We start from the raw sequence: 20,599 nt of genomic DNA, 5'->3' as shown, positions 1-20,599 counted from the left end.
GTCGGCCATGCTGGGGCCCATGCGGCTGATTCACTTGCTGTCCAGCGCGGTGGCCTGTGTCCTCCTTCTGGGCCTCGTCGGCGTCCCAGGAGAGATCGTCGTCCCGGCCGGGGACGCCACGCGGCCGTGGCGCCCGGCTGGGCGCGGGACGCCGCCGATCGACGTCGTCGGCAGGGTCGCCGCCACCAGTGAGGTCGTCGGCGGCGTGGCGGTGACCGGGCGGTGGGGGCTCACCGGCGACACCCTGTCCGGCAAGCGGATCAGCGACGGGGCCACGGCTTGGACGTACCGGAACGACTGGGGCGACGACCTGGTCGGCCACCTGGCGCTGGACGATCGCCGGCTCGCGGCCGTCTGGCGGGACGGCCGGGTGACCCTCGTCGACGCGCCGAACGGCCGCATCGTCTGGCAGACCGACATCCCGCCGGGGCCTGGCCACGAGGCCAACCGGGTTTACGACGAGGAATGGGGGGCGGCCTGGGAGATCAGCGTGGGCCGCGACGGCTCCGTCCCGGTCCTGGTGATCCTGCACGAGGGGCGCCTCGACGTGCTGGACGGCCGTACAGGGGCGATTCGCTGGTCCTACCCGCCCGGCCCGGCGGGCTCCTGCCAGGTGCCCGGCTCGGCCCGGGGCGTGGGCGAGGTCGTGCTCGTCTCCAGCAACTGCGCGAACCCGGGCCCGGAGGCCGACGTCGCGCTCAGCGCCGCGGACGGGAGGCCGCTGTGGCGCCACGACGGCGGCGCGCTGTGGCACGCACGCGACCTCGGGGACGGCCGCCTGGCCTACGTGGACGAGAAGGGACGGCTCAACGTCCGCGGGGCCGGGGACGGGAAGCTCGTCTGGCGAGTGCCGCCGGCCGGAAGCGGCGAGGCCTCCGGCGGGGAGTCGATGGGCGTGTCGGATGGGCTGGTGACCGTGCGGACACGTACAGAGGTGTCCGCCTTCCGGGCCGCCGACGGCGGCCTCGCCTGGCGCCGGGACCTGGGGGACGCGTGGAACGACACCGTGCTGACCGACGGCGTGCACACCTACGTCGCCGAGGACACCAGAACGCTCGCCAAGCTCGACGCCCGCACCGGACGCCTCATCGACCGACACCGCTTCGAGGCCGACATCAGCCCGATCTGGATGCGGGACGGGCTGGCGGGCATCAGCGTCCTCTACGGTGACGACGTGGTGGTCGGCTGACGCCCCCGTCATCTTCCGTAGGCCCGCCAGGCCTGGGCGAGATCCGCGATCGCCTGGTCCAGGAGGTCGGGTGGCAGGGCGAAGCTGAGGCGCAGCCGGTCGCGGTGGCGTCCGTCGGGCGAGAACAGGGAGCCGGGCGCGACCGCCACGCCGTGCTCCCGCGCCACGGCCGCGAACCTGTCGGTATCGGCGCCGGGCAGCCGTGCCCACACCGACAGCCCGCCCGCGGGCCGCGTCCACGTCCACTCGGGCAGGTGCGCGGACAGCGCCGCCAGGCAGTGCTCCCTGCGCCGGCCCGCCTCGGCCAGCCAGGGCGCCACGGGGTTGCGTTCGAGCAGGTCGGTGGCCAGCCGCTGGGCGACCGCGCTGGTGGCCAGGTCGGCGTCCACCTTGGCCTCGGTCAGCCGGGCCAGCAGCGGCTCCGGCGCCGTCAGCCAGCCCACCCGCAGTCCGCCCCACAACACCTTCGACAACGACCCGACCGTGACCGTCCCGTACGGATGCGCCGCCGCCAGCGGCTCGGGCGGGGGCGCGCCGTCGTGGACGAGGGCCGCCAGCGCCCGGTCCTCCACCAAGGTCACGTCGGCGTCCCTGGCCAGCTCGGCGACGTGCCGCAGCGGCGCGACCGCGCCCGTCGGGTTGTCCACGCCCGCCGCGTACACGGCGGCCGGGCGGTGGCGGGCCAGGGCGTCCGCCACGGCCCGCGGTGCGGTGAGATCGACGGGCACCACGTGCGCGCCCGCCCGGCGGAACACGCTCAGCGCGCCGCCGTAGGCCGGATCCCCCACCAGGACGCGGTCCCCGGGCCGCAGCAGCACGCGGGCGGCCAGGTCGATGCCCTGCTGCGCGCCCGCCGTGACGAGGACGTCCTTCGGACCTGCGCCCCCGCCGCCCGCCGTGCCGCTCCCCGGCTGTCCGGTCGCCGCCATCCCGGACGCTGCCAGCACGGTCCTCAGGCGGAGGTCGCCCATCGCGTCGTAGCCGTGCCCGCTCGGCACCCTCATCAACTCCGCCGGATCGACCGCCGGCAGCACCAGGTGCGACGGGTCGGGCACCACGGAGGTGGACAGGTCCGCGCGGACGGCGCCCGCTTGCAGGAGCCCGCCGAAGGAGGGGGTGCCGAGCACGTACGTGCCGCTGCCGTGCCGCCGCTCGCACAGCCCCTCCTCGCACAAGGCGTTGAACGCCGCCGCCACCGTCCCCCTGCTGACCCCGACCGCCTGGGCCAGGTCGCGTTCGGAGGGCAGGCGGGTGCCGGGGCTGATGAGCCCGGTCTGGGCGAGGTCGGCGAGCGCGCCGGCCAGCCGGCGGCTGGGCGGGCCCTGGTGGAGCCGGAGGCGGTCGCGGACGAGCGTGACGAGGGTGTCTTCCCTTCCCATAGCCACCATTATCCAGATAATGTGCCACTCGCCGTGCGATTGGCCCATCGGAATGTCGCCGAATCGGCCACTGAGGGCCACTGAGGGAAGGAGTGCGGGTGGAGGAGGCCAAGTTCATCTGGATGGACGGGGAGCTCGTGGCGTGGGGCGAGGCCCGGGTGCACGTGCTGTCCCACGCCCTGCACTACGGCACCGCCGTCCTGGAGGGCACGAGGGCGTTCGAGACGGCGCGGGGGCCCGCCGTGTTCAGGCTCGACGAGCATCTGCGGCGGCTCCTGCTCAGCGCGCGGATCATCGGGCTGGCGATGCCGTACACGCTGGCGGAGCTGCGGGAGGCCACGCTGCGCACGGTGGCCGCGAACGGCCTGCCGTCCTGCTACATCCGCCATCTCGCGCACCGCGGCTACGGCGAGATGGGCATCGCGGCGCGCAACTGCCCCACCGCCGTGTCCATCGCCACCTGGGAGTGGGGCGCGCTGCTCGGGTCGGGCGTGCGGCTGATGACCAGCTCGTGGCGGCGTAACGACCCCATGGTGGTGCCCACCTCGGCCAAGGCCACCGGCCCCTACCTGAACTCCGTCCTGGCCAAGCAGGAGGCACTCGACGCCGGCTACGACGAGGCCGTGCTGCTCAACGCCGCCGGTTACGTCAGCGAGTGCACGGGAGCCAATCTGTTCGTGGTGCGTGACGGGCTGCTGGCCACGCCGCCCGCCAGCGCGGGCGCGCTGGAGGGGCTGACGCAGGACACCGTCGAGCGGCTGGCCGGCGATCTCGGGGTGCGGGCGGTCAGGCGGGAGCTGATGAGGTCCGACCTGTACGCCGCCGACGAGGTGTTCCTGTGCGGCACGGCGGCCGGAATCGTGCCCGTCACCTCGGTGGACAAGCGGGAGCTCGGCCACGGCCCCGTGACGGCCCGGCTGGCCGACGCCTACGACGCCGTGGTGCACGGCAGGGACGAGCGCTACCGCCACTGGCTCACCGCGGTGACCGCCTGAAGGCCCCTGCACGGCCGCCCGAGGCGCAGCCCCCGGATGCCGCCCGCAACACCGGCTGGCGCAGCCCCGAGTGCCGCCCGCCACACGGGCCGCGGCGCAGCCCCGGGGGCCGCCCGCCACACGGGCCGCGGCCCAGCCCCGGGGACCGCCCACCACACCGGCTGCGACGCTGCCCGGAAGGCGGCGATCGATCCGTACGATCGCCGCCCGGCGAGCCCGGAACGGCCCCCCGCGCTCGCCACCCATGAGAGGGTAGTCGCGTCTGGTGGCGCCGGAACATGACCTAGCACTACCTAGCTCGGCCGTGCCACAGAACTCTGCGATCACGGGAGGTCATCGGAGTGAGGCGCGCGCTGGTCGTGCTGGCCGTGCTGGTCGGTCAGCTGATTATCGGTCATGCCTGGTTCGCCGGCCCCGCCGGGGCGCGGGCGGAGGCGGGCCGGGTGGCGCTCATCGGAGTGCCCGGCCTGCACTGGAACGACCTGACCCCGTCCGACACCCCTCATCTGTGGGCGCTGGCCGGGTCCAGCGCGGTCGGCTCCCTGTCCGTCCGCACGGTCGGCAACGTGACCTGCCCCTACGACGGGTGGCTCACCGTGTCGGCGGGCACCAGGGCGGCGGCCGGGTACGCGTGCGGCGCACCGCCGAAGCCCGAGGTCCAAGGTGACGGCGCCGTCATCCCCGACTACCGCTACCTCATCGACGTGGCCGGTCAGCGCACCGCGGGCACGCTGGGCGAGGCGCTGAAGGCGGCCGGGCAGTGCTCGGTGGCGATCGGGCCGGGCGCGGCGCTGGCGCTGGCCGACCAGCAGGGCGCGGTGGCGCACTACCGCGCAACGCCGGCCCAGGTGGGCGCCGCCGACCTGGACAGGTGCCGGACGGTCGCGATGGACGTGGACGACCTCGTCCAGGCCTACCTGGCGGGCGAGCCCGGCAAGCTGCCCAAGGTGCCGGAGAAGCTCGGCGCCGCCGAGCGCCGCCAGGCGCTGCGGCTGGCGGACGCGAAGGCGGGCGCGCTGCTGTCGAAGCTGCCCGCGGACACGACGGTGCTGCTAGCTGGCCTGTCGGACCACGGCTCCGTGCCGCACCTGCGGGTGGCCGCGCTGCGCGAGCCCGGCGCCGAGGGGCGGCTGCTGGGCGCGGCCTCCACCCGCCGCGACGACATCTCGATCCTGACCGACCTGACCGCCACTGTGCTGGACAAGGCCGGCGTGGCCGTGCCGAGCACGGTGGTGGGGGCGCCGCTGCGGCTGGGAGACAGGCTGGGCGACAGGGCCGGCACCTTCGAGCAGCTGGCGAGCGCCGACGCCACCGCCCAGACCATGCGCTCGGCCAAGGCCGCCTACTTCACCGCCCTGGCGGTGTTCCAGGTGCTGTTCTACGTGCTGGCCTTCCTGCTGCTGCGCCGCCGCAGGAGCCTGCCCTGGGTGCGCCGCGCCGCCGTGGCGCTGGCGGCGCTGCCCGTCACCTCGTTCCTGGTCAACCTGCTGCCGTGGGACAGCCACCTGGAGCTGTTCGGCGGCATGGCGGCCTGGTGGGCGGCGATCACCGCGCTGGCCCTGGCGGGGCCGTGGCGGCGCAGGCCGCTCGGCCCGCTGGCCGTGGTCGCCGCGATCACGGCGCTCACGCTCGTCGGCGACCTGCTCACCGGCACCACCCTGCAGCTCAACAGCTTCATGGGATACAGCGCCGAGCAGGGCGCCCGCTACTTCGGGCTGGGCAACATCCCGTTCGCGCTGCTGGCGACCGGCACGCTGCTGGCCACCACGGTGATCGCGCACCGCTGGCCGGGCAAGGTGGGGGTGACCGCGATCGTGGTGCTGGGGGCGTTCGCGATGGTGCTGGGCGGCTCCGGGATGGGCAGCGACTTCGGCGGCGTGATCGCGTTCGTGCCGGGCATCGCGGTGACCGCGCTGATTCTGTCGGGCAGGCGGGTCTCGCTGGTGAAGCTGGGCGCGTTCTGCGTGGCCGGAGGCGTGATCGTGATGGGCTTCGCGTGGCTCAACTACCTGCGGCCGCCCGCCGAGCAGTCGCACCTGGGCAGGTTCGTCGGGCAGGTGCTGACCGGGGAGGCGTTCGACGTCATCTGGCGCAAGTTCGTCGCCATGATCTCCACCCTGGCCAACCCGAACCTGATGCCGATCGTGATCGCCGCGGTGGCGTTCCTGGTGTACGCGATCCTGCGCCCCGAGCAGGCGTCGGCCGGGGTCGTGCCCGCGGCGTTCGAGCACTCCCCCGCGCTGCGTGCCGGGCTGATCGGCACGCTCGTCAGCGGCGTGGTCGGGATGCTGGTCAACGACTCCGGCGCGGCCGTGCTGTCGATGGCCCTGGCGCTGGCCGTGCCGCTGCTGCTGGCCACCGGCATCGGCGCGCTGCGCCGCGAGAGCGAGTCAGTCCCAGGCGTCGGCGAGCAACTGGCGGGTGTCGCGAAGTAGCTGCGGCAGCACCTTCGTCCGCGCGACGACCGGCATGAAGTTGGTGTCGCCGCCCCACCGGGGCACCACGTGCTGGTGCAGGTGGGCGGCGATGCCCGCGCCCGCGACGTGGCCGAGGTTCATGCCGACGTTGAAGCCCTGCGCGCCGCTGGCCTTGCGCAGCGCACGCAGCGACTTCTGGGTGAACTCGCCCAGCTCCGCCACCTCGGCCGTGTCCAGCTCGTCGTAGTCGGACACGTGCCGGTAGGGCACCACCATCAGGTGTCCCGAGTTGTACGGGTACAGGTTGAGCACGGCGTAGACCGTCTCCCCCCGCTTCACGATCAGGCCGTCCTCGTCGCTCATCTTCGGGATGGCGTCGAACGGGCAGCCGTCTTCAGGGCCCGTGCCGGTCGGCTTGTTCTCGCCCTTGATGTAGGCCATGCGATGCGGGGTCCACAGCCGGTCGAAGTTGTCCGGGGCCCCGGCCCCTGCCTGATCGTGCATAACTAGCAGCATAGGACCCCGGACAAACGGGGTCCCCTTCCGGCACAATCCTGAGCATTGCCTACAGGAGGCCGCGATGAGTGAAGCGTTAGCCGAGCAGCCCGCACCGTCAACCGAGGAGCCCACTCCCTCGTACATCGAGGCGCCCACCGGCGGCGCGGTGGTCAAGGGCCGGATCAAGGTCGCCGACGAGGTGATCGAGAAGATCGCCGCGCTGGCCGCGCTGGAGGTGGCGGGGGTCGCCGACATGGGCGGGGACCTGGCGCGGGCCTTCGAGTCCGTACGCGACCGCATCGGCATCGGCTCACGCCGCGGCACCCAGGGCGTCAGCGCGCAGATCCAGGACCGCCAGGTGGCGGTCAGCCTGACCATCGTGGTCGAGTACGGCCACGTCGTCATGGACGTGGCCGCCGAGGTCAAGACGAACGTCGCCAGGAACGTCAGCCGCATGCTCGGCATGCGCGTCATGGAGGTGAACGTCACCGTCGACGACGTCCGGCTCCCCGGCGAGGGCCGGGCCGCTGACCGCGACCCCGCCGAGGACCTCGACGACGGCGGGGAGCCGGGCTGAGGCTCAGCCCACCCGCGTCATGTTCGACTCGTAGCCGCCGCCTCCCGGGTAGACCCAGGCGCCGGTGACGCTCGCCCCGTCGGCGCTGAACGTGCCGCGGTAGTAGGCGCCGGAATCCCTCTTGTGCGCCCAGATCGTCAGCGTGTCGCCCTCGACCTCGTACACGTAGGCCAGGGTGCTGCCGTCGCTGTCGAAGTACCAGGAGTGCACGTCCTCGCTGGGCGCCTCCGCCCCGTACGGGCGCTTCCTGCCGATGAACTCCGTGCCCTTGACCGTGCCGCCGTCCTGCGTGAGGTCCACGTCCTGGATGAGGAAGTGGCCGCCCTCCATCCAGCGGTAGGTGACGGTGCCGGGGGCGGCGCCGGTGACCTTCCAGGTGCCGACGAGGCGGTCCAGGGCCTTGAGCTTGGGGTCGTTGTGCTCGGTCATGGCGGGATTTCCTCTCTAGTGAGTGGTCGTACGGCCATATGACGGCGCGGCTGCGGGAAAGGAATCGGTCGGGATCGGGAAATCTCCCTTCTCTTCGAATCGGGGCTTCTCCGGCGGCTCTCGGGGGCAGAGCTCTTCGGGTCAGAGCTCTTGCGGCAGGCCGAAGGCGGCGTGCAGCTCGGCGCCGAACGTGGTGATCTCGGCGATCAGGCCGTCCTCGACGCGGAGCACGTCGATGTTGACCGCCGTGAAGCGGCTCCGGCCCGGGCGGCGTACGTAGTTGGCGACGGCCGGCTGCCGGTTGGCGCGGGTGGCCAGCGCCCGCCAGTCGCCCCACGCCTCCGGACCGACCATGACGGGACGCCACATGTCGAGGATGGCCTGCCGCCCGTCGAACACCTGCGACGCCGGCGGCATCGTCTGCCGGGCGTCCTCGCGCAGCAGCTCGGCCAGCGCCGACAGGTCGCCCTCCACGGAGGCCTCCATGTAGCGGCGCAGCACGGCCCGCTCCTGCTCGTTCGGCGCCGTGGCGGGCCCCCACTGCGTGCGCCGGGCGGGCAGGTGCATGCGCAGCGTCGCGCGGGCCCGCTGCAGCGCGCTCTTGACGGCCGCCACGCTCAGCTCCAGCGCCTGCGAGGTCTCCTCGGCGGACCATCCGGCCACGTCCCGCAGGATCAGCACCGCCCGCTGGCGCGGCGGCAGGTGCTGGATCGCGGCCAGGTACGCCAGCTCGATCGTCTCCCTGGCCACCGCCACCGCGTCCGGCGCGCCCTCCCCCGGCGCGGCCAGGTCGAGCAGCCGGTCGGGGTACGGCTGCAGCCACGGCACCTCGGCGAACGGCGATCGCGGCTCGCCGCCCACGCCGACCGTGATCTCGCGGGAGCGGGCGGGCCCGGACAGCAGGTCCAGGCAGGCGTTGGTGGCGATGCGGTAGAGCCAGGCCCGCAGCGTGGAGCGGCCCTCGAACGTCTCACGCCGCCGCCAGGCCCGCATCATGGTCTCCTGGACCATGTCGTCGGCGTCGGTGTACGAGCCGAGCATCCGGTAGCAGTGCACGTGCAGCTCGTGCCGATGCTCCTCGACCAGCTCGCCGAACACGGCCTGCCCGCCCTGCCTGACGGCCGCGACGGCCTCGCTCTCGTCGCCCACGTCGCCCACGTCGCCTCCCCTGGCCCACGTGCCGCTCTCGCCCTCCCGGCGCAAGCGTCGCACGAGCACCGGCCCGCCGTGAACCCCACTCGCCGCGAAGCCCACTCGCCGCACGCTGTCGGCCGGTGGCGGCGGCTGTCAGGATGACAGGCATGACGGATCAGCTCGAACCCATGCCGGACGACTGGCAGCGCGCCCTGGCCATCGTGGCCCACCCGGACGACCTCGAGTACGGCTGCGCGTCCGCCGTGGCCGTCTGGACCGACGCCGGACGCGCCGTCTCCTACCTGCTCGCCACCCGCGGCGAGGCGGGCATCGACACGCTGGAGCCCGCCAAGGCGGGCCCGGTGCGCGAACGGGAGCAGCGGGCCGGCGCGGCCGTGGCCGGGGTGACGGAGGTGGAGTTCCTCGACCACACCGACGGCGTGATCGAGTACGGCGTCGCGCTGCGCGGGGAACTGGCCGCCGCCATCCGCAGGCACCGCCCCGAGCTGGTGATCACGCTCAACTACGAGGACACCTGGGGCGGCTCGTACTGGAACACCCCCGACCACCGGGCCGTCGGCCGGGCCGTGATGGACGCGGTCGGAGACGCCGGAAATCGCTGGATATTTCCGGACACCGAGGCGGCGCCGTGGAACGGCGTGCGCTGGATCGCCGTCGCCGGCTCCGACGAGCCCACCCACGCCGTGGACGTCACCGACGGCCTGGAGCGGGGCGTGCGATCCCTCCTGGAGCACCGCGCCTACATCGAGGCGCTCACCGACGAGGACCCGGAGACCTACGCCCGCACCCTCATCGAGGGCTTCGCCCGGGAGCAGGCGGAACGCTTCGGCGGGCGCCCCGCGGTGACGTTCCGCCTGTTCAGCCGCTAGTTTGCGCGAGTGTCTGCGGCGAGCCACAGGAGCTTGCTAGGGTTTCGTGCCCTGCGGAGATCCTTCCCGCAGAAGCCGGCCGGACGCGCCAGTTCTCGCGCCCGGCCCACCCCCTCACGCGAAAGGCATTTCCCATGCAGAAGTCCTGGATCGTCGCCGTCTTACTCTGCTTCTTCCTCGGCGCGATCGGCGTGCACCGCTTCTACGTCGGCAAGGTCGGGACGGGCATCCTCCAGATCGTCACGCTCGGCGGCCTCGGCGTCTGGGTGCTGATCGACTTCATCATGATCCTCATCGGCAAGTTCACCGACAAGCAGGGTCAGCCGCTCGCCAAGTAAGCCGGCGAAACGGAAAGCGGGCCGTGCCACCAGGCACGGCCCGCTTCCGCGACGTCGGGGGGTCACACCTGGACGCGGCGCTCCACGGCACTGACGATCTCGCCGATCGCCTCGTCCACGGACACGCCGTTCTTCTGCTCGCCGTTGCGGTAGCGGAAGGACACCGCGCCGTTGGCGATGTCGTCGTCACCGGCCAGCAGCATGAAGGGCACCTTGGCCTTCTGCGCGTTGCGGATCTTCTTCTGCATCCGGTCGTCGGCCGCGTCGACCTCGACCCGGATGCCGGCGGCCCGCAGCCGCTTGGCGACGTCCTGCAGGTAGGGCACGTGGGCCTCGGCGATCGGGATGCCCACCGCCTGCACCGGGGCCAGCCAGGGCGGGAAGGCGCCCGCGTAGTGCTCGGTGAGCACGCCGAGGAAGCGCTCGACGGAGCCGAACAGCGCCCGGTGGATCATGACCGGGGTCTGCCGGGAGCCGTCGGCCGCCTGGTATTCGAGGCCGAAGCGCTTGGGCTGGTTGAGGTCGAGCTGGATGGTGGACAGCTGCCAGGTGCGCCCGATGGCGTCCTTGGCCTGCACCGAGATCTTGGGGCCGTAGAAGGCCGCGCCGCCCGGGTCGTCCTTGAGCGCCAGGCCGGACTCGGTGGCGACCTGGCGCAGCGCCTCGGTCGCCTCCTCCCACTCGGCGGGGTCGCCGATGAACTTCTCGGAGTCGTCGCGGGTGGACAGCTCCAGGTAGAAGTCCTCCAGGCCGAAGTCGCGCAGCACGCTCAGCACGAACCGCAGCAGCGACTTGATCTCGTCGGCCATCTGCTCGCGGGTGGTGTAGATGTGCGCGTCGTCCTGCGTCATGCCGCGCACGCGGGTCAGGCCGTGCACCACGCCCGACTTCTCGTAGCGGTAGACCGAGCCGAACTCGCACAGCCGAAGCGGCAGCTCGCGGTAGGAACGCCCGCGCGCCCGGTAGATCAGGTTGTGCATCGGGCAGTTCATCGGCTTGACGCGGTACTCGGTGCCGTCCAGCTCGAAGGCGGGGAACATGTCGTCGGCGTACCACGGCAGGTGGCCGGAGGTCTCGAAGAGCGAGCTCTTGGTCAGGTGCGGCGTGTTGACGAACTCGTAGCCCGCCTCGGCCTGCCGCCTGCGCATGTAGTCTTCCATCTCCTTGCGGATGATCCCGCCCTTGGGATGGAAGATCGGCAGGCCGCTGCCCAGCTCCGGCGGGAAGCTGAACAGGTCGAGCTCGGCGCCCAGCTTGCGGTGGTCGCGCTTCTCCGCCTCTTCGAGCAGCTTGAGATACTCGTCCTGCTTGTCGCGAGACTCCCACGCGGTGCCGTAGATGCGCTGGAGCTGCGGGTTCTTCTCGCTGCCCCGCCAGTACGCGCCGCCGGAGCGCATCAGCTTGAACGCCGGGATGGACCGGGTGGAGGGCACGTGCGGGCCCCGGCACAGGTCCTTCCAGCACAGCTCGCCGCTCTTGGCGTCGAGGTTGTCGTAAATGGTGAGCTGCCCCACGCCCACCTCGACGCTCGCGTGCTCATCGGTGTCGGCGGCGCCGCCCTTGAGCCCGATCAGCTCCAGCTTGTACGGCTCCGCCGCCAGCTCCGCGCGCGCCTCGTCGTCGCTGACCGGGCGGCGGGAGAACAGCTGCCCCTGCTTGACGATCTCGCGCATGCGCTTCTCGATGCGCTTGAGGTCGTCGGGGTTGAACGCCTGGGCGACGTCGAAGTCGTAGTAGAACCCGTTCTCGACGGGCGGCCCGATGCCCAGCTTGGCCTCGGGGAACAGCTCCTGCACCGCCTGCGCCATGACGTGCGCCGTGGAGTGGCGGACGATCGCCCTGCCCTCTTCGCTGGAGACCTCGATCGGCTCGACCGCGTCGCCGTCGGCCAGCTCGCAGGCCAGGTCGCGGGCCTCGCCGTTGACCTTCGCGGCGATGACGGTGCGGCCGTCGGCCTCCAGCGCGTCCCCGGCCGTCGTGCCGGCCGCGACCACACGCTCGGCTCCGGCGAGGGTGATGCGTAGCTCGGCTGACACGGTGACTCCTTGAGTATCGCGCTCGATGCCCGGCACCGAGGCAGGTTCGTCGGTAGGCACCCGATGCTATCGCGGGTGAAACCCCAGCTTTGTCAGCTCCTGCCGGGTGCCGTGGAAGAGGTTGCGGTCGAGAGGGCTGTTGGCGTACTGGTGGATGGTCCAGTCACGCCAGGGTCGCGGCACCGGCGGGTTGCCGCGCGGGCTCTCGGGGCTGGCGATCCAGAGAGGGTATTCGGCCAGCCCGGCGCAGTGCCCGCCGCGCGCGAACGCCTGGAAGGTGTAGATGAACGGCCGCACGCCGGCGTGCCGCTCGACGTGGTGGCACCAGCGGCGGGCGTACCTGGCGACCTGCTCCGGGCGCAGGCCGTCGTTGGTCTCCAGGTCGAGCGCGATCAGGTCGCCGCGGCGCAGCCCGCCCGCCGACCTGATCACGCCCAGGAAGTACCGTGCCTGCTCGATGGGATCGCCCTTGGGCCTGGCGAAGTGGTAGGCGCCGCAGACGATCCAGCTCTCGCGCATGCCGTTCCAGTTGCGCGCGAACCACTTGTCGGTGTAGTCACCGCCCTCGGTCGCCTTGGCGAAGGCGAAGGCCACGCCGGAGTCCGCATGGCCGGCCCAGTCGACGGTGCCCTGCCAGTTCGACACATCGATGCCTTGTAGCACGCGCTTCACCTTGCCGGATTTTATGGAGATGTGCGCTGATCAGCCCTTCGCCGCGCCGATCAGCAGCGCTCTGGTGCGTTCCCGGTTGGCGAACGTCGAGCCCACGAAGTCGGTCACTCCCGCCTGCTTCAGCTCGTCGAGCCTGGCCAGGACGGTGTCCTCGTCACCGACGATGGCCACCCCGCCAGGCGTGGCCGCGCCCTCCCTGTCGAGCATGGCACGGTAGGACGGGAGCTGGCCGTAGATCTTGAAGATCTCGTCGGCGCGCGCGACGGCCGCGGCGGGGTCGTCGGTGACGCTGATGGGCAGCGCGCAGACGATCCTGGGCGCCTCGCGGCCCGCCTCCGCCGCGGCGGCCTTGATGGTGGGCGCGATGTGCTCGGCGACCGTCTTCGGCCCGGTCATCCAGAGCACGGTGCCGTCGGCGACGGTGCCGGCGAGCTTGAGCATGCGCGGGCCGAGCGCGGCGACCAGCACGGGGAAGCCCGCGCCGGGGCCGGTGAGCCGCACGTTCGCCTTGAGCGTCTCGCCCTGGTAGGCCACCTGCTCGCCGCGCGAGGCAGGGATCAGGACGTCGAGGTACTCCTTCATGTGCCGGCCGGGCCGCTCGAAGCTGTAGCCGAACATGTCCTCGATGACGATCTTGTGTGACAGGCCGATGCCCAGCGCGAACCGGCCGCCGAGCGCGGCGCTGGCGGTCATGGCCTGCTGGGCGAGCGCGGCCGGGTGGCGCGGGTAGGTGGGCACGACGGCGGTGCCGAGCTCGATCGGCGGCGCCTGGACGCCGGCCGCCGTCAGGGCGGTGATGGCGTCGAGCCCGAAGATGTGGGAGAGCCAGGCGGAGGTGAAGCCGTCCTCCGCCGCCTGGGCGATCTGGTCGCGCAGGCCGCCGATCACGTCGGATCCCTGAGGTTCGGCGAGAAAACATCCATAGCGCATGGGAACAGAACTCCGTTCTGGTGACTGACGCGAATGTATCTCCCCACCCGGCCATGCGGTCACCCGCCGGGCCGCACCGGATTTGTAAAGTGACCTCTATGACGCATGAACGCGCGGGACAGCCCGCCCGGCCATCCGACCTGGTCGACGTCGCCAGGCTGGTGACGTCCTACTACGCGCTGCACCCCGACGCCGGTAAGGTGGCGCAGCGGGTGGCGTTCGGCACGTCGGGGCACCGGGGGTCGTCGCTGAACGCGGCGTTCAACGAGGACCACATCGTGGCCACGAGCCAGGCGATCTGCGAGTACCGGCAGGCGCAGGGCACCGGCGGGCCGCTGTTCCTGGGCATCGACACGCACGCGCTGTCGGAGCCCGCGCGGGTGTCGGCGCTGGAGGTGTTCGCGGCCAACGACGTCGAGGTGCTCATCGACTCGCGTGACGGCTACACGCCCACGCCCGCCGTCTCCCACGTCATCCTGCGCCACAACAAGGGCCGCACCAGCGGCCTGGCCGACGGCGTCGTCGTCACGCCGTCGCACAACCCGCCCGCCGACGGCGGCTTCAAGTACAACCCGCCGCACGGCGGTCCCGCCGACACCGACGCCACCGGGTGGATCCAGGACCGCGCCAACCGGCTGCTGCAGGACGGGCTCAAGGGCGTGCGCCGGGTGCCGTACCCGGCGGCGCTCGGCAGGGCCGGGCGTTACGACTTCCTCGGCACGTACGTGGACGACCTGCCGTCCGTCGTCGACCTCGACGCGATCAGGTCGGCCGGCGTGCGGATCGGCGCCGACCCGCTGGGCGGGGCCAGCGTCGCCTACTGGGGGGAGATCGCCGAACGGCACGGGCTGGCCCTGACCGTGGTCAACCCGCTGGTCGACCCGACGTGGCGGTTCATGACGCTCGACTGGGACGGCAAGATCCGGATGGACTGCTCGTCGCCGTACGCGATGGCCTCGCTCATCGCCGGCCGCGACACCTACGACATCGCCACCGGCAACGACGCCGACGCCGACCGGCACGGCGTCGTCACCCCCGACGGCGGGCTGATGAACCCCAACCACTACCTGGCCGTCGCCATCGACTACCTCTACACCCACCGCGACGGCTGGCCGTCCGACGCGGGCGTGGGCAAGACCATGGTCAGCAGCGGCATCATCGACCGGGTCACCAAGTCGCTGGGGCGGCGGCTGTACGAGGTGCCGGTCGGCTTCAAGTGGTTCGTGCCGGGGCTGCTGGACGGGTCCCTCGGGTTCGGCGGCGAGGAGAGCGCGGGCGCGTCGTTCCTGCGGCGCGACGGCTCGGTGTGGTCCACCGACAAGGACGGCATCATCCTGGCGCTGCTGGCCTCGGAGATCCTGGCCGTCACCGGCGAGTCGCCGAGCGCCCGCTACCGGGGGCTGGTCGAGCGGTTCGGCGAGCCCGCGTACGCGCGGGTGGACGCGCCGGCCACCCGCGAGGAGAAGGCCGTGCTCGGCAAGCTGTCGGCCGAGCAGGTGACGGCCGGCTCGCTGGCGGGCGAGCCCGTCGAAGCCGTGCAGACGTCGGCGCCGGGCAACGGGGCCAAGCTCGGCGGGGTGAAGGTCTCGACGCGCAGCGCCTGGTTCGCGGCCCGGCCGTCGGGCACCGAGGACGTGTACAAGATCTACGCCGAGTCCTTCAAGGGCCCAGACCACCTGGCCCAGGTGCAGGAGGAGGCCCGCTCGCTGGTGTCCGGCGCGCTGAGCTGAGTTCGTTCAGTACTGCAGGTGCCGCCCGCCGTCGCCGACCAGCACCTCGCCCGTCACCAGGTCCGACTCCAGCAGGGCCGTGACGAGCTGCGCGATGTGCTCGGGACGCGCGGTGCGGCGCAGCGGCGCCTTCAGCTCCTCCTTGGCGGCCATCTCGGCGTACACCTGCTCACCCACCCGGTCGATGTGCCAGCGGGTGGCCACGATGCCGGGCGCGACCGCGTTCACCCGGATGTCGGGGCCGAGCGCCACCGCCAGGTCGCGGGTGAGCTGGAGCAGGGCGGCCTTGCTGACGCCGTACGCGATGGAGGAGCCGGTGGCCAGCAGCCCGGCGACGGAGGCCACGTTCACGATGGCGCCGCGCGAGGCGCGCAGCGCGGGAGCGAAGGCGCGGGCGCAGTAGAAGGCGCCCATCAGGTTGACGCCCATGACGCGCTGCCACACCTCGTCGGTGAGCCCCTCCAGGTCGGGGAACGGCACCCACTTCGTGGTGCCCGCGTTGCACACCAGGGCGTCCACCCGCCCGTAGTCGGCCCTGACGCGTTCGGCCAGGCGGCGGACGGCGGCGTCGTCCGACACGTCGGCGGCCACCGCCTCCGCCTTGCAGCCGAGGCTCTCCAGCCGGGCGACCGTCTCCTGCGCCTCGCCCGCCGAGCGCGAGTAGTTGACGACGACGGCCGCCGCGCCCTTCCTGGCCAGGCTCTCCGCGACGGCCGCGCCGATGCCCGTGCCGCCTCCGGTGACCACCGCGACCGTGCCGTTCATGTCCATATGTCCGTCTCCTTGCTCTCACGCGAGGCGTGGAACGCCGCGAGAATCACCGCCGTACCGACCCCCGGATATCGGACCCGTGTACCGAACCCGTGCCCCGAACGGCTCGGCGTGGAACACCGGCCGCACGGCCACCTGTGGCGCGAACCCCGGACGCACGCCGGTCCGCGCGCGGGAGACATGGTGTCGGCGCCGGCCCTTTCAGGTCAGCTCGGGCGCGGTCGCCGTGGCCATCCCCGTGCGGCCCAGATCGGCCTCGCGCCCGGCGGCGACCCCGTCGCGGTAGCCGGTGCCGCTGGTCCTGGGCACGCTCATGCGGATATCGGGATAGTGGGCGGCCACCACCCGCGCCACCTCGGCGTTGCGGTCGGCCAGGACGAGCGCGGTGCCCGTACCGGCCGACTCGGCCTCCGCCCTGGACTCGGCCGCGCACAGCAGCCGGTACACCTCGTCCGTGAAGCCCAGCAGCCACGACCTGCGGTAGGCCCGCACGGCGGTGACGTCCTCGGGCGGCTCCACCCTGGCCAGCCCTGAGGCCATCTGCAGCAGCAGCGACGTCGCCAGCAGGTCGGCCCGCTCCAGGTCGGCCGCGAACCCGAACACGTGCACCCGCTGCCCGCCGTCGCCCCGCCCGATCAGCAGCGGCCGGCACCGCGACGCCTGCGCCACCAGGCTGACCAGCCGGGCCTTCTCCCTGGCCCAGGGGGCGGGCAGGGTGACGATCCTGTCGCCGGGGACCTGGCGGGTGCCCGCGGGCGGCAGCGAGTCGATGCCGTGCTTGGCCATCAGCGCGGAGGCCGCGGCCATGAACGTGGCACGCTCGTGCTCGTTGTCGGTGCGCTCGGCCTTGGCCAGCAGTTTCCTGACGCGTTCGAGCGTCCGCTCCCGCACCCGCGCCCCCACTCCGTCTCCACCGGCCCGCACCGCCCGCGTGCCGCGCCCCGATCGCGAGGGCGCGTCCCGATCCCGCCGCACCCGGCCGGGGGACGGAGGTCGGGGACGGAGGACCAGCTTACGACTTGGTGGTCAGCACCCGCCCGTCGTCCGCGATGGCCGGGAACGCGCCGGTGTCCACGATGCCGTGCTGCTGGTACAGCGCCTCGATGAGCGCGTGCGCCGCCGGCTCCAGCTTCCACAGCGCCCGGTACTCGCGAGCCGTGCCCAGCGAGATCCCGATCTCCTGCGCGATGTCCACCGTACGCGGCACGATGCCCTTGGCGATCTGCCGGTCCCAGAACTCGCGGGCGGCCCGCATGAGCGCGGCGCGTTCGGCGGTGCTGACGACCTGCGGGGTGGTGTCGAACACCACGGCGTCCTCGTCCTCGTCGTTGACCAGTTCGGCCAGCGCGGGCGGCAGGGCGGGCCTGGCCGGGACGGGATGGTGGTCGGCCTCGGGCTCCCAGGGCACGCGGGGGGCGGCGTCGATGAGGGCGGAGGTGTTGTAGAGGGCGGCGATCTGGGCCAGCAGCGCCTCCTGGCGGGCCGGGTCGACGGCCAGGCCGGTGTGCTCGACGGCCTGGTCCATGGCCTTGTCGAGCTTGGCCAGCGCGGCGCGCATCTTGCGGTCGGGGGCGCCGGCCTCGCGCAGCGCCTTGGCCTTCTTGGCGGCCAGCGCGACCCTGGTCAGCCTGCGGTGGGCGTCGACCTCGCTGGCGGTGCGGTCGCTGACCTCGGCCAGCCCGAGCCGGACCAGCAGCCGTTCCGGGGTGAGCCGCCAGTTGATGCGGCCGGTGCCGCGGATGCGGTGGCGTTCGATGGCCATGCCGCGCTCCCACAGCCAGGCGGCCACGAGCGGGGCTGCCAGGCGGAAGACGGCTTCGGGCAGGCTGCGCGCGTCCATCGAGGACAGCACGGCGGTCAGGCAGGTCAGGGCCCACACGGCGATGCCGTCGATGCCGGCCGAGAAGTTCTCGCGCATGTTGCGGCGCGCGCGTACGGCGGAGGTGATGATCGCGACCTCGATGAACGCGAACAGCAGTAACCGCAGCGGCCCGTCGAGGCCCAGCACGTCTCCCGAGAAGCGCCACATGCCCTGGGCGGAGACGCCCGTGGCGATGGAGGCGGCCACGATGGTCAGCACGTCCTCGACCGGTCGCAACGCGACGTACCTGGTGAACAACCAGGCCACGGCTCGCCAGGCGACCCTGAGCGCCAGGACCGCGAGCACCAGGCCGACCAGGCTCAGCAGCGCGATGACGGCGGTGGCGAGCGGCTTCTCGGTGATGAAGGCTGCTATTTCCTCAAATGTCGGCATCAGTCACTATCCGTGATGGCTCAAACTCCGGCTCTATGCGACGAGATCATCGCAGAATGTCGCCATCTTGTACGCCAAACGCCGTCTGCTGCCCCAGTTTGCCCTGCTTTCACTGCAGTTCAGGGCACTTCACGGAGGTGTATCAGGGCGGGGCTCTCCCCCTCTGCCGTCACAGGGGCCCGATTCACCGGAGGGGGAACCGACCATGAAGTTCTTCGGCCGCGAGCCGGCGCTCGCGCTCGGCCTGCTGAGCGCGGGCCTGCAGATGCTGACGGCGCTCTTCCTGCCGCTGACGACCGAGCAGGTCGCGGCGATCAACTCGATCGCGGCGGCGGGGCTCGGTGTGTGGACGGCGTTCGCGACGCGGGATCTGGACGGCGGGAGGAGCGTCAAGGCGGCGGCGCTGGGGTTCGCGCAGGCGCTCGTCACGCTGGGGCTGGTGTTCGGGGTGTCGCTGACGGAGCAGCAGACGGCGTCGATCATGGCGTTCGTCGCGCTGCTGGGCGCCGTGCTCGTCCGCCAGCAGTCGACCCCGGCGCCCACTCACGCCGCCGTCGCCACTTCCGCCCCTCCAGCCATGGACAGCGCTCCGGGCCAGGCCACAGCGGAGAACGCCGCGCCGCCACCGGCGTGACCGCGAGATCGGCGAACCTGGCGTCGCAGCCCCTGCCGTCGTGGTGACAGCTCCGATTCCGGCTGGTCACGGGCCGTGGCCGGGCGCACAATGGGACGCGGAGGAGGGCAATGTGAGCAAGCGATCGCGACGGCGCCGTGCTCTTTCCAGCGGCGCACCCGTCTGGCCGCCCGGCTTCGGCCCCGGCGAACCTCACTGGACCGAACGCGACTACCCGCCTTTCACCGATCCGCCGGGAGGCAAGGGCGGGGTGCGGGAGCCGCGCAGGCCCAAGCCCTCGCCGCCCGCCCTGTCGGCGGAGGCGGTGCCGCCCGATCCGCCCGTTCATGCCCGTGACAGGACGCTGCCGCCGCCGGAGGAGGTGACCAGCACATTAGCCGGGACATGATCGTCACCCGCGCCGCCAAGGGCGGTGAGAGTGAGATGTAAATTCGTCCTTTCGGAGGGCACCATTCACCTTTCCGGATGGGACCATCTATGCAGGGATTTATCCCAACATGGTGTGATGCATCCCAGCCAGGACGGATTTCGATGTCAGAGACAGAAGAGTTCCCGCTCGTCCAGTTCATGCGCGACGGGTTCGACCCCGTGGGCGAGCTCGCGCGCATCAGAGCCGAGCACCCGGTCTTCCCCATGCGGATCCCGGGCGACCAGACGGTGTACCTCGTCACCCGCTGGGACGACGTCCGCTCGGTGCTAGGCGACCACGAGCGCTTCAGCAACGACTTCGCGGGCGTGATCGGGCTCGGCTCCAACCAGGAGGACCCCGGCGGTCTCGGCTTCCGCGACCCGCCCGAGCACACGCGGCTGCGCAAGTACCTCACGCCCGAGTTCACCATGCGCCGCCTGCGCAGGCTGGAGCCGCGCATCGAGGCCATGGTCGCGGAGTGCCTCGACCGCATCGAGGCCAGGGGCGCAGCCGACGGGATGCCGGTCGACCTGGTCGAGGAGTTCTGCCTGCCGATCCCGTCGCTCGTCGTGTGCGAGCTGCTCGGCGTTCCCTACGACGAGCGCGCCGACTTCGTCAAGCTCAGTAAGGACCGCTTCGACTTCACCGCGGGCCCCGAGGCGTCGCTGCAGGCCATCAACGACGCGATGGCGTACCTGACGGACCTCGTCGCCAGGGAGCGGCAGAACCCGGGCGACGGGCTGCTCGGCCAGCTCCTGCGCGAGCACGGCGACGAGCTGGACGACCGCACGCTCGCCAGCATGGCCGACGGCCTGCTGACCGGCGGCCACGACACCAGCACCAGCATGCTCGCGCTCGGCACGCTGTGGCTGCTGCGCAACCCCGAGCAGGCCGCCAAGGTGCGCGAGGTGGACGGCTACGTCGTGGACGTGGTCGAGGAACTGCTGCGCTACATGACGGTCGTGCAGGTCGCCTTCCCGCGCTTCGCCCGCGACGACCTGGAGCTGCACGGCGTGCCCATCAAGAAGGGCGAGATGGTGCTGTGCTCGCTGACCGGCGCCAACCGCGACCCCGCGATCGGCGACGGCATGGACGAGGTGCGGCCCGGCCGCGAGACGGCCGGCTCACACCTGGCCTTCGGGCACGGCATCCACCGCTGCATCGGCGCGCCCCTGGCGCAGATGGAGATGCGCATCGCCTTCCCCGCGCTGCTGCGCCGCTTCCCGGACCTGCACGTCGCCGGAGAGGTGCCGTTCAGGGAACTCGCTATCGTCTACGGCGTCAAAGAGCTACCCGTCGCCTGGTAGAGCGGTTACG

20 protein-coding genes are annotated in these 20,599 nt (G+C 72.2%); 10 read left to right on the top strand and 10 right to left on the bottom strand.

What is annotated here, in order from left to right; translation table 11 throughout:
• Nucleotides 1–19: 19 nt before the first annotated feature.
• Nucleotides 20–1,189, top strand: a complete 1,170-nt coding sequence (locus tag FXF51_RS22885) for a PQQ-binding-like beta-propeller repeat protein (protein WP_187414527.1) — start codon at nt 20–22, stop codon at nt 1,187–1,189.
• Nucleotides 1,190–1,197: 8 nt separating this feature from the next.
• On the opposite strand, the gene FXF51_RS22880 is transcribed toward FXF51_RS22885, so the two are convergent.
• Complete coding sequence (locus FXF51_RS22880) at nt 1,198–2,568, bottom strand: PLP-dependent aminotransferase family protein (RefSeq protein WP_148436567.1); 1,371 nt, start codon at nt 2,566–2,568, stop codon at nt 1,198–1,200.
• Between the two features lie 98 nt (nt 2,569–2,666).
• Between FXF51_RS22880 and FXF51_RS22875 the strand changes: the two genes are divergently transcribed.
• Nucleotides 2,667–3,563 (top strand): branched-chain amino acid transaminase, encoded by an 897-nt coding sequence (locus tag FXF51_RS22875; protein ID WP_262379765.1) that lies wholly within the window; start codon nt 2,667–2,669, stop codon nt 3,561–3,563.
• 341 nt (nt 3,564–3,904) lie between these two features.
• Complete coding sequence (locus tag FXF51_RS22870) at nt 3,905–5,998, top strand: hypothetical protein (protein WP_262379764.1); 2,094 nt, start codon at nt 3,905–3,907, stop codon at nt 5,996–5,998.
• Here the strand turns inward: FXF51_RS22870 and FXF51_RS22865 are convergent.
• Nucleotides 5,954–6,484 carry an HIT family protein gene (locus FXF51_RS22865; protein ID WP_262379763.1) on the bottom strand — a complete coding sequence of 177 codons (531 nt, stop codon included), beginning with the start codon at nt 6,482–6,484 and terminating at the stop codon, nt 5,954–5,956. The two genes, FXF51_RS22870 and FXF51_RS22865, sit on opposite strands and share 45 nt — an antisense overlap.
• 76 nt (nt 6,485–6,560) lie before the next feature.
• Here FXF51_RS22865 and FXF51_RS22860 point away from each other — a divergent pair, with 76 nt between their 5' ends.
• Nucleotides 6,561–7,055: an Asp23/Gls24 family envelope stress response protein gene (locus FXF51_RS22860; RefSeq protein WP_148436563.1), complete on the top strand. Its 495-nt coding sequence runs from the start codon at nt 6,561–6,563 to the stop codon at nt 7,053–7,055.
• A gap of 3 nt (nt 7,056–7,058) precedes the next feature.
• Here FXF51_RS22860 and FXF51_RS22855 read toward each other — a convergent pair whose 3' ends face one another.
• Both FXF51_RS22855 and FXF51_RS22850 read right to left on the bottom strand, forming a co-directional pair.
• Nucleotides 7,059–7,484, bottom strand: a complete 426-nt coding sequence (locus tag FXF51_RS22855; RefSeq protein ID WP_148436562.1) for a hypothetical protein — start codon at nt 7,482–7,484, stop codon at nt 7,059–7,061.
• A 141-nt stretch (nt 7,485–7,625) separates the two neighbouring features.
• The gene (locus FXF51_RS22850) at nt 7,626–8,702 is read right to left on the bottom strand and encodes an RNA polymerase subunit sigma-70 (protein ID WP_262379762.1); all 1,077 of its coding nucleotides are present in this window, start codon (nt 8,700–8,702) and stop codon (nt 7,626–7,628) included.
• 83 nt (nt 8,703–8,785) lie between these two features.
• Here FXF51_RS22850 and FXF51_RS22845 point away from each other — a divergent pair, with 83 nt between their 5' ends.
• Both FXF51_RS22845 and FXF51_RS22840 read left to right on the top strand, forming a co-directional pair.
• Nucleotides 8,786–9,508 carry a PIG-L deacetylase family protein gene (locus FXF51_RS22845; RefSeq protein WP_148436561.1) on the top strand — a complete coding sequence of 241 codons (723 nt, stop codon included), beginning with the start codon at nt 8,786–8,788 and terminating at the stop codon, nt 9,506–9,508.
• A gap of 134 nt (nt 9,509–9,642) precedes the next feature.
• Complete coding sequence (locus FXF51_RS22840) at nt 9,643–9,846, top strand: TM2 domain-containing protein (RefSeq protein ID WP_148436560.1); 204 nt, start codon at nt 9,643–9,645, stop codon at nt 9,844–9,846.
• Between the two features lie 62 nt (nt 9,847–9,908).
• Here FXF51_RS22840 and thrS read toward each other — a convergent pair whose 3' ends face one another.
• The 3 genes from thrS to FXF51_RS22825 form a co-directional block, all read right to left on the bottom strand.
• A complete protein-coding gene (gene thrS / locus FXF51_RS22835) occupies nt 9,909–11,882 on the bottom strand; it encodes a threonine--tRNA ligase (protein ID WP_411268370.1) in 1,974 nt (657 codons plus the stop codon).
• Nucleotides 11,883–11,948: 66 nt separating this feature from the next.
• Complete coding sequence (locus tag FXF51_RS22830; RefSeq protein WP_187414526.1) at nt 11,949–12,545, bottom strand: glycoside hydrolase family 25 protein; 597 nt, start codon at nt 12,543–12,545, stop codon at nt 11,949–11,951.
• 39 nt (nt 12,546–12,584) lie between these two features.
• Nucleotides 12,585–13,442, bottom strand: a complete 858-nt coding sequence (locus FXF51_RS22825; RefSeq protein WP_262379759.1) for a TIGR03564 family F420-dependent LLM class oxidoreductase — start codon at nt 13,440–13,442, stop codon at nt 12,585–12,587.
• A gap of 140 nt (nt 13,443–13,582) precedes the next feature.
• Here FXF51_RS22825 and pgm point away from each other — a divergent pair, with 140 nt between their 5' ends.
• Nucleotides 13,583–15,214 carry a phosphoglucomutase (alpha-D-glucose-1,6-bisphosphate-dependent) gene (gene pgm, locus FXF51_RS22820; RefSeq protein ID WP_148436557.1) on the top strand — a complete coding sequence of 544 codons (1,632 nt, stop codon included), beginning with the start codon at nt 13,583–13,585 and terminating at the stop codon, nt 15,212–15,214.
• Between the two features lie 6 nt (nt 15,215–15,220).
• On the opposite strand, the gene FXF51_RS22815 is transcribed toward pgm, so the two are convergent.
• The 3 genes from FXF51_RS22815 to FXF51_RS22805 form a co-directional block, all read right to left on the bottom strand.
• A complete protein-coding gene (locus FXF51_RS22815; RefSeq protein ID WP_148436556.1) occupies nt 15,221–15,985 on the bottom strand; it encodes an SDR family NAD(P)-dependent oxidoreductase in 765 nt (254 codons plus the stop codon).
• A 201-nt stretch (nt 15,986–16,186) separates the two neighbouring features.
• Nucleotides 16,187–16,888: a DUF2786 domain-containing protein gene (locus FXF51_RS22810; protein WP_187414525.1), complete on the bottom strand. Its 702-nt coding sequence runs from the start codon at nt 16,886–16,888 to the stop codon at nt 16,187–16,189.
• A gap of 109 nt (nt 16,889–16,997) precedes the next feature.
• Nucleotides 16,998–18,239 carry a hypothetical protein gene (locus tag FXF51_RS22805; protein WP_148436554.1) on the bottom strand — a complete coding sequence of 414 codons (1,242 nt, stop codon included), beginning with the start codon at nt 18,237–18,239 and terminating at the stop codon, nt 16,998–17,000.
• A 205-nt stretch (nt 18,240–18,444) separates the two neighbouring features.
• Between FXF51_RS22805 and FXF51_RS22800 the strand changes: the two genes are divergently transcribed.
• The 3 genes from FXF51_RS22800 to FXF51_RS22790 all read left to right on the top strand — a co-directional run bounded on the left by FXF51_RS22800 (nt 18,445) and on the right by FXF51_RS22790 (nt 20,589).
• Nucleotides 18,445–18,873 (top strand): hypothetical protein, encoded by a 429-nt coding sequence (locus FXF51_RS22800; RefSeq protein WP_148436553.1) that lies wholly within the window; start codon nt 18,445–18,447, stop codon nt 18,871–18,873.
• 112 nt (nt 18,874–18,985) lie between these two features.
• Entirely contained in the window at nt 18,986–19,261 is a 276-nt protein-coding gene (locus FXF51_RS22795; RefSeq protein WP_148436552.1) for a hypothetical protein, read from the top strand.
• A gap of 143 nt (nt 19,262–19,404) precedes the next feature.
• Nucleotides 19,405–20,589 (top strand): cytochrome P450, encoded by a 1,185-nt coding sequence (locus FXF51_RS22790; protein WP_148436551.1) that lies wholly within the window; start codon nt 19,405–19,407, stop codon nt 20,587–20,589.
• The last annotated feature ends 10 nt before the right edge of the window (nt 20,590–20,599 follow it).

Source organism: Nonomuraea sp. PA05, from assembly GCF_008086045.1.
GTDB classification, from domain to species: domain Bacteria; phylum Actinomycetota; class Actinomycetes; order Streptosporangiales; family Streptosporangiaceae; genus Nonomuraea; species Nonomuraea monospora.
The sequence above is the reverse complement of the archived record's forward strand: the minus strand, read 5'-3'. Positions and strand labels throughout refer to the sequence as shown.

What these genes read in the sequence shown, in the direction of transcription:
- FXF51_RS22885 (WP_187414527.1), top strand. Translation starts at nt 20, where the DNA reads ATGCGGCTGATTCACTTGCTGTCCAGCGCGGTGGCCTGTGTCCTCCTT.
- FXF51_RS22880 (WP_148436567.1), bottom strand. Translation starts at nt 2,568, where the DNA reads ATGGGAAGGGAAGACACCCTCGTCACGCTCGTCCGCGACCGCCTCCGG.
- FXF51_RS22865 (WP_262379763.1), bottom strand. Translation starts at nt 6,484, where the DNA reads ATGCACGATCAGGCAGGGGCCGGGGCCCCGGACAACTTCGACCGGCTG.
- FXF51_RS22860 (WP_148436563.1), top strand. Translation starts at nt 6,561, where the DNA reads ATGAGTGAAGCGTTAGCCGAGCAGCCCGCACCGTCAACCGAGGAGCCC.
- FXF51_RS22855 (WP_148436562.1), bottom strand. Translation starts at nt 7,484, where the DNA reads ATGACCGAGCACAACGACCCCAAGCTCAAGGCCCTGGACCGCCTCGTC.
- FXF51_RS22845 (WP_148436561.1), top strand. Translation starts at nt 8,786, where the DNA reads ATGACGGATCAGCTCGAACCCATGCCGGACGACTGGCAGCGCGCCCTG.
- FXF51_RS22840 (WP_148436560.1), top strand. Translation starts at nt 9,643, where the DNA reads ATGCAGAAGTCCTGGATCGTCGCCGTCTTACTCTGCTTCTTCCTCGGC.
- pgm (WP_148436557.1), top strand. Translation starts at nt 13,583, where the DNA reads ATGACGCATGAACGCGCGGGACAGCCCGCCCGGCCATCCGACCTGGTC.
- FXF51_RS22815 (WP_148436556.1), bottom strand. Translation starts at nt 15,985, where the DNA reads ATGGACATGAACGGCACGGTCGCGGTGGTCACCGGAGGCGGCACGGGC.
- FXF51_RS22805 (WP_148436554.1), bottom strand. Translation starts at nt 18,239, where the DNA reads ATGCCGACATTTGAGGAAATAGCAGCCTTCATCACCGAGAAGCCGCTC.
- FXF51_RS22800 (WP_148436553.1), top strand. Translation starts at nt 18,445, where the DNA reads ATGAAGTTCTTCGGCCGCGAGCCGGCGCTCGCGCTCGGCCTGCTGAGC.
- FXF51_RS22790 (WP_148436551.1), top strand. Translation starts at nt 19,405, where the DNA reads ATGTCAGAGACAGAAGAGTTCCCGCTCGTCCAGTTCATGCGCGACGGG.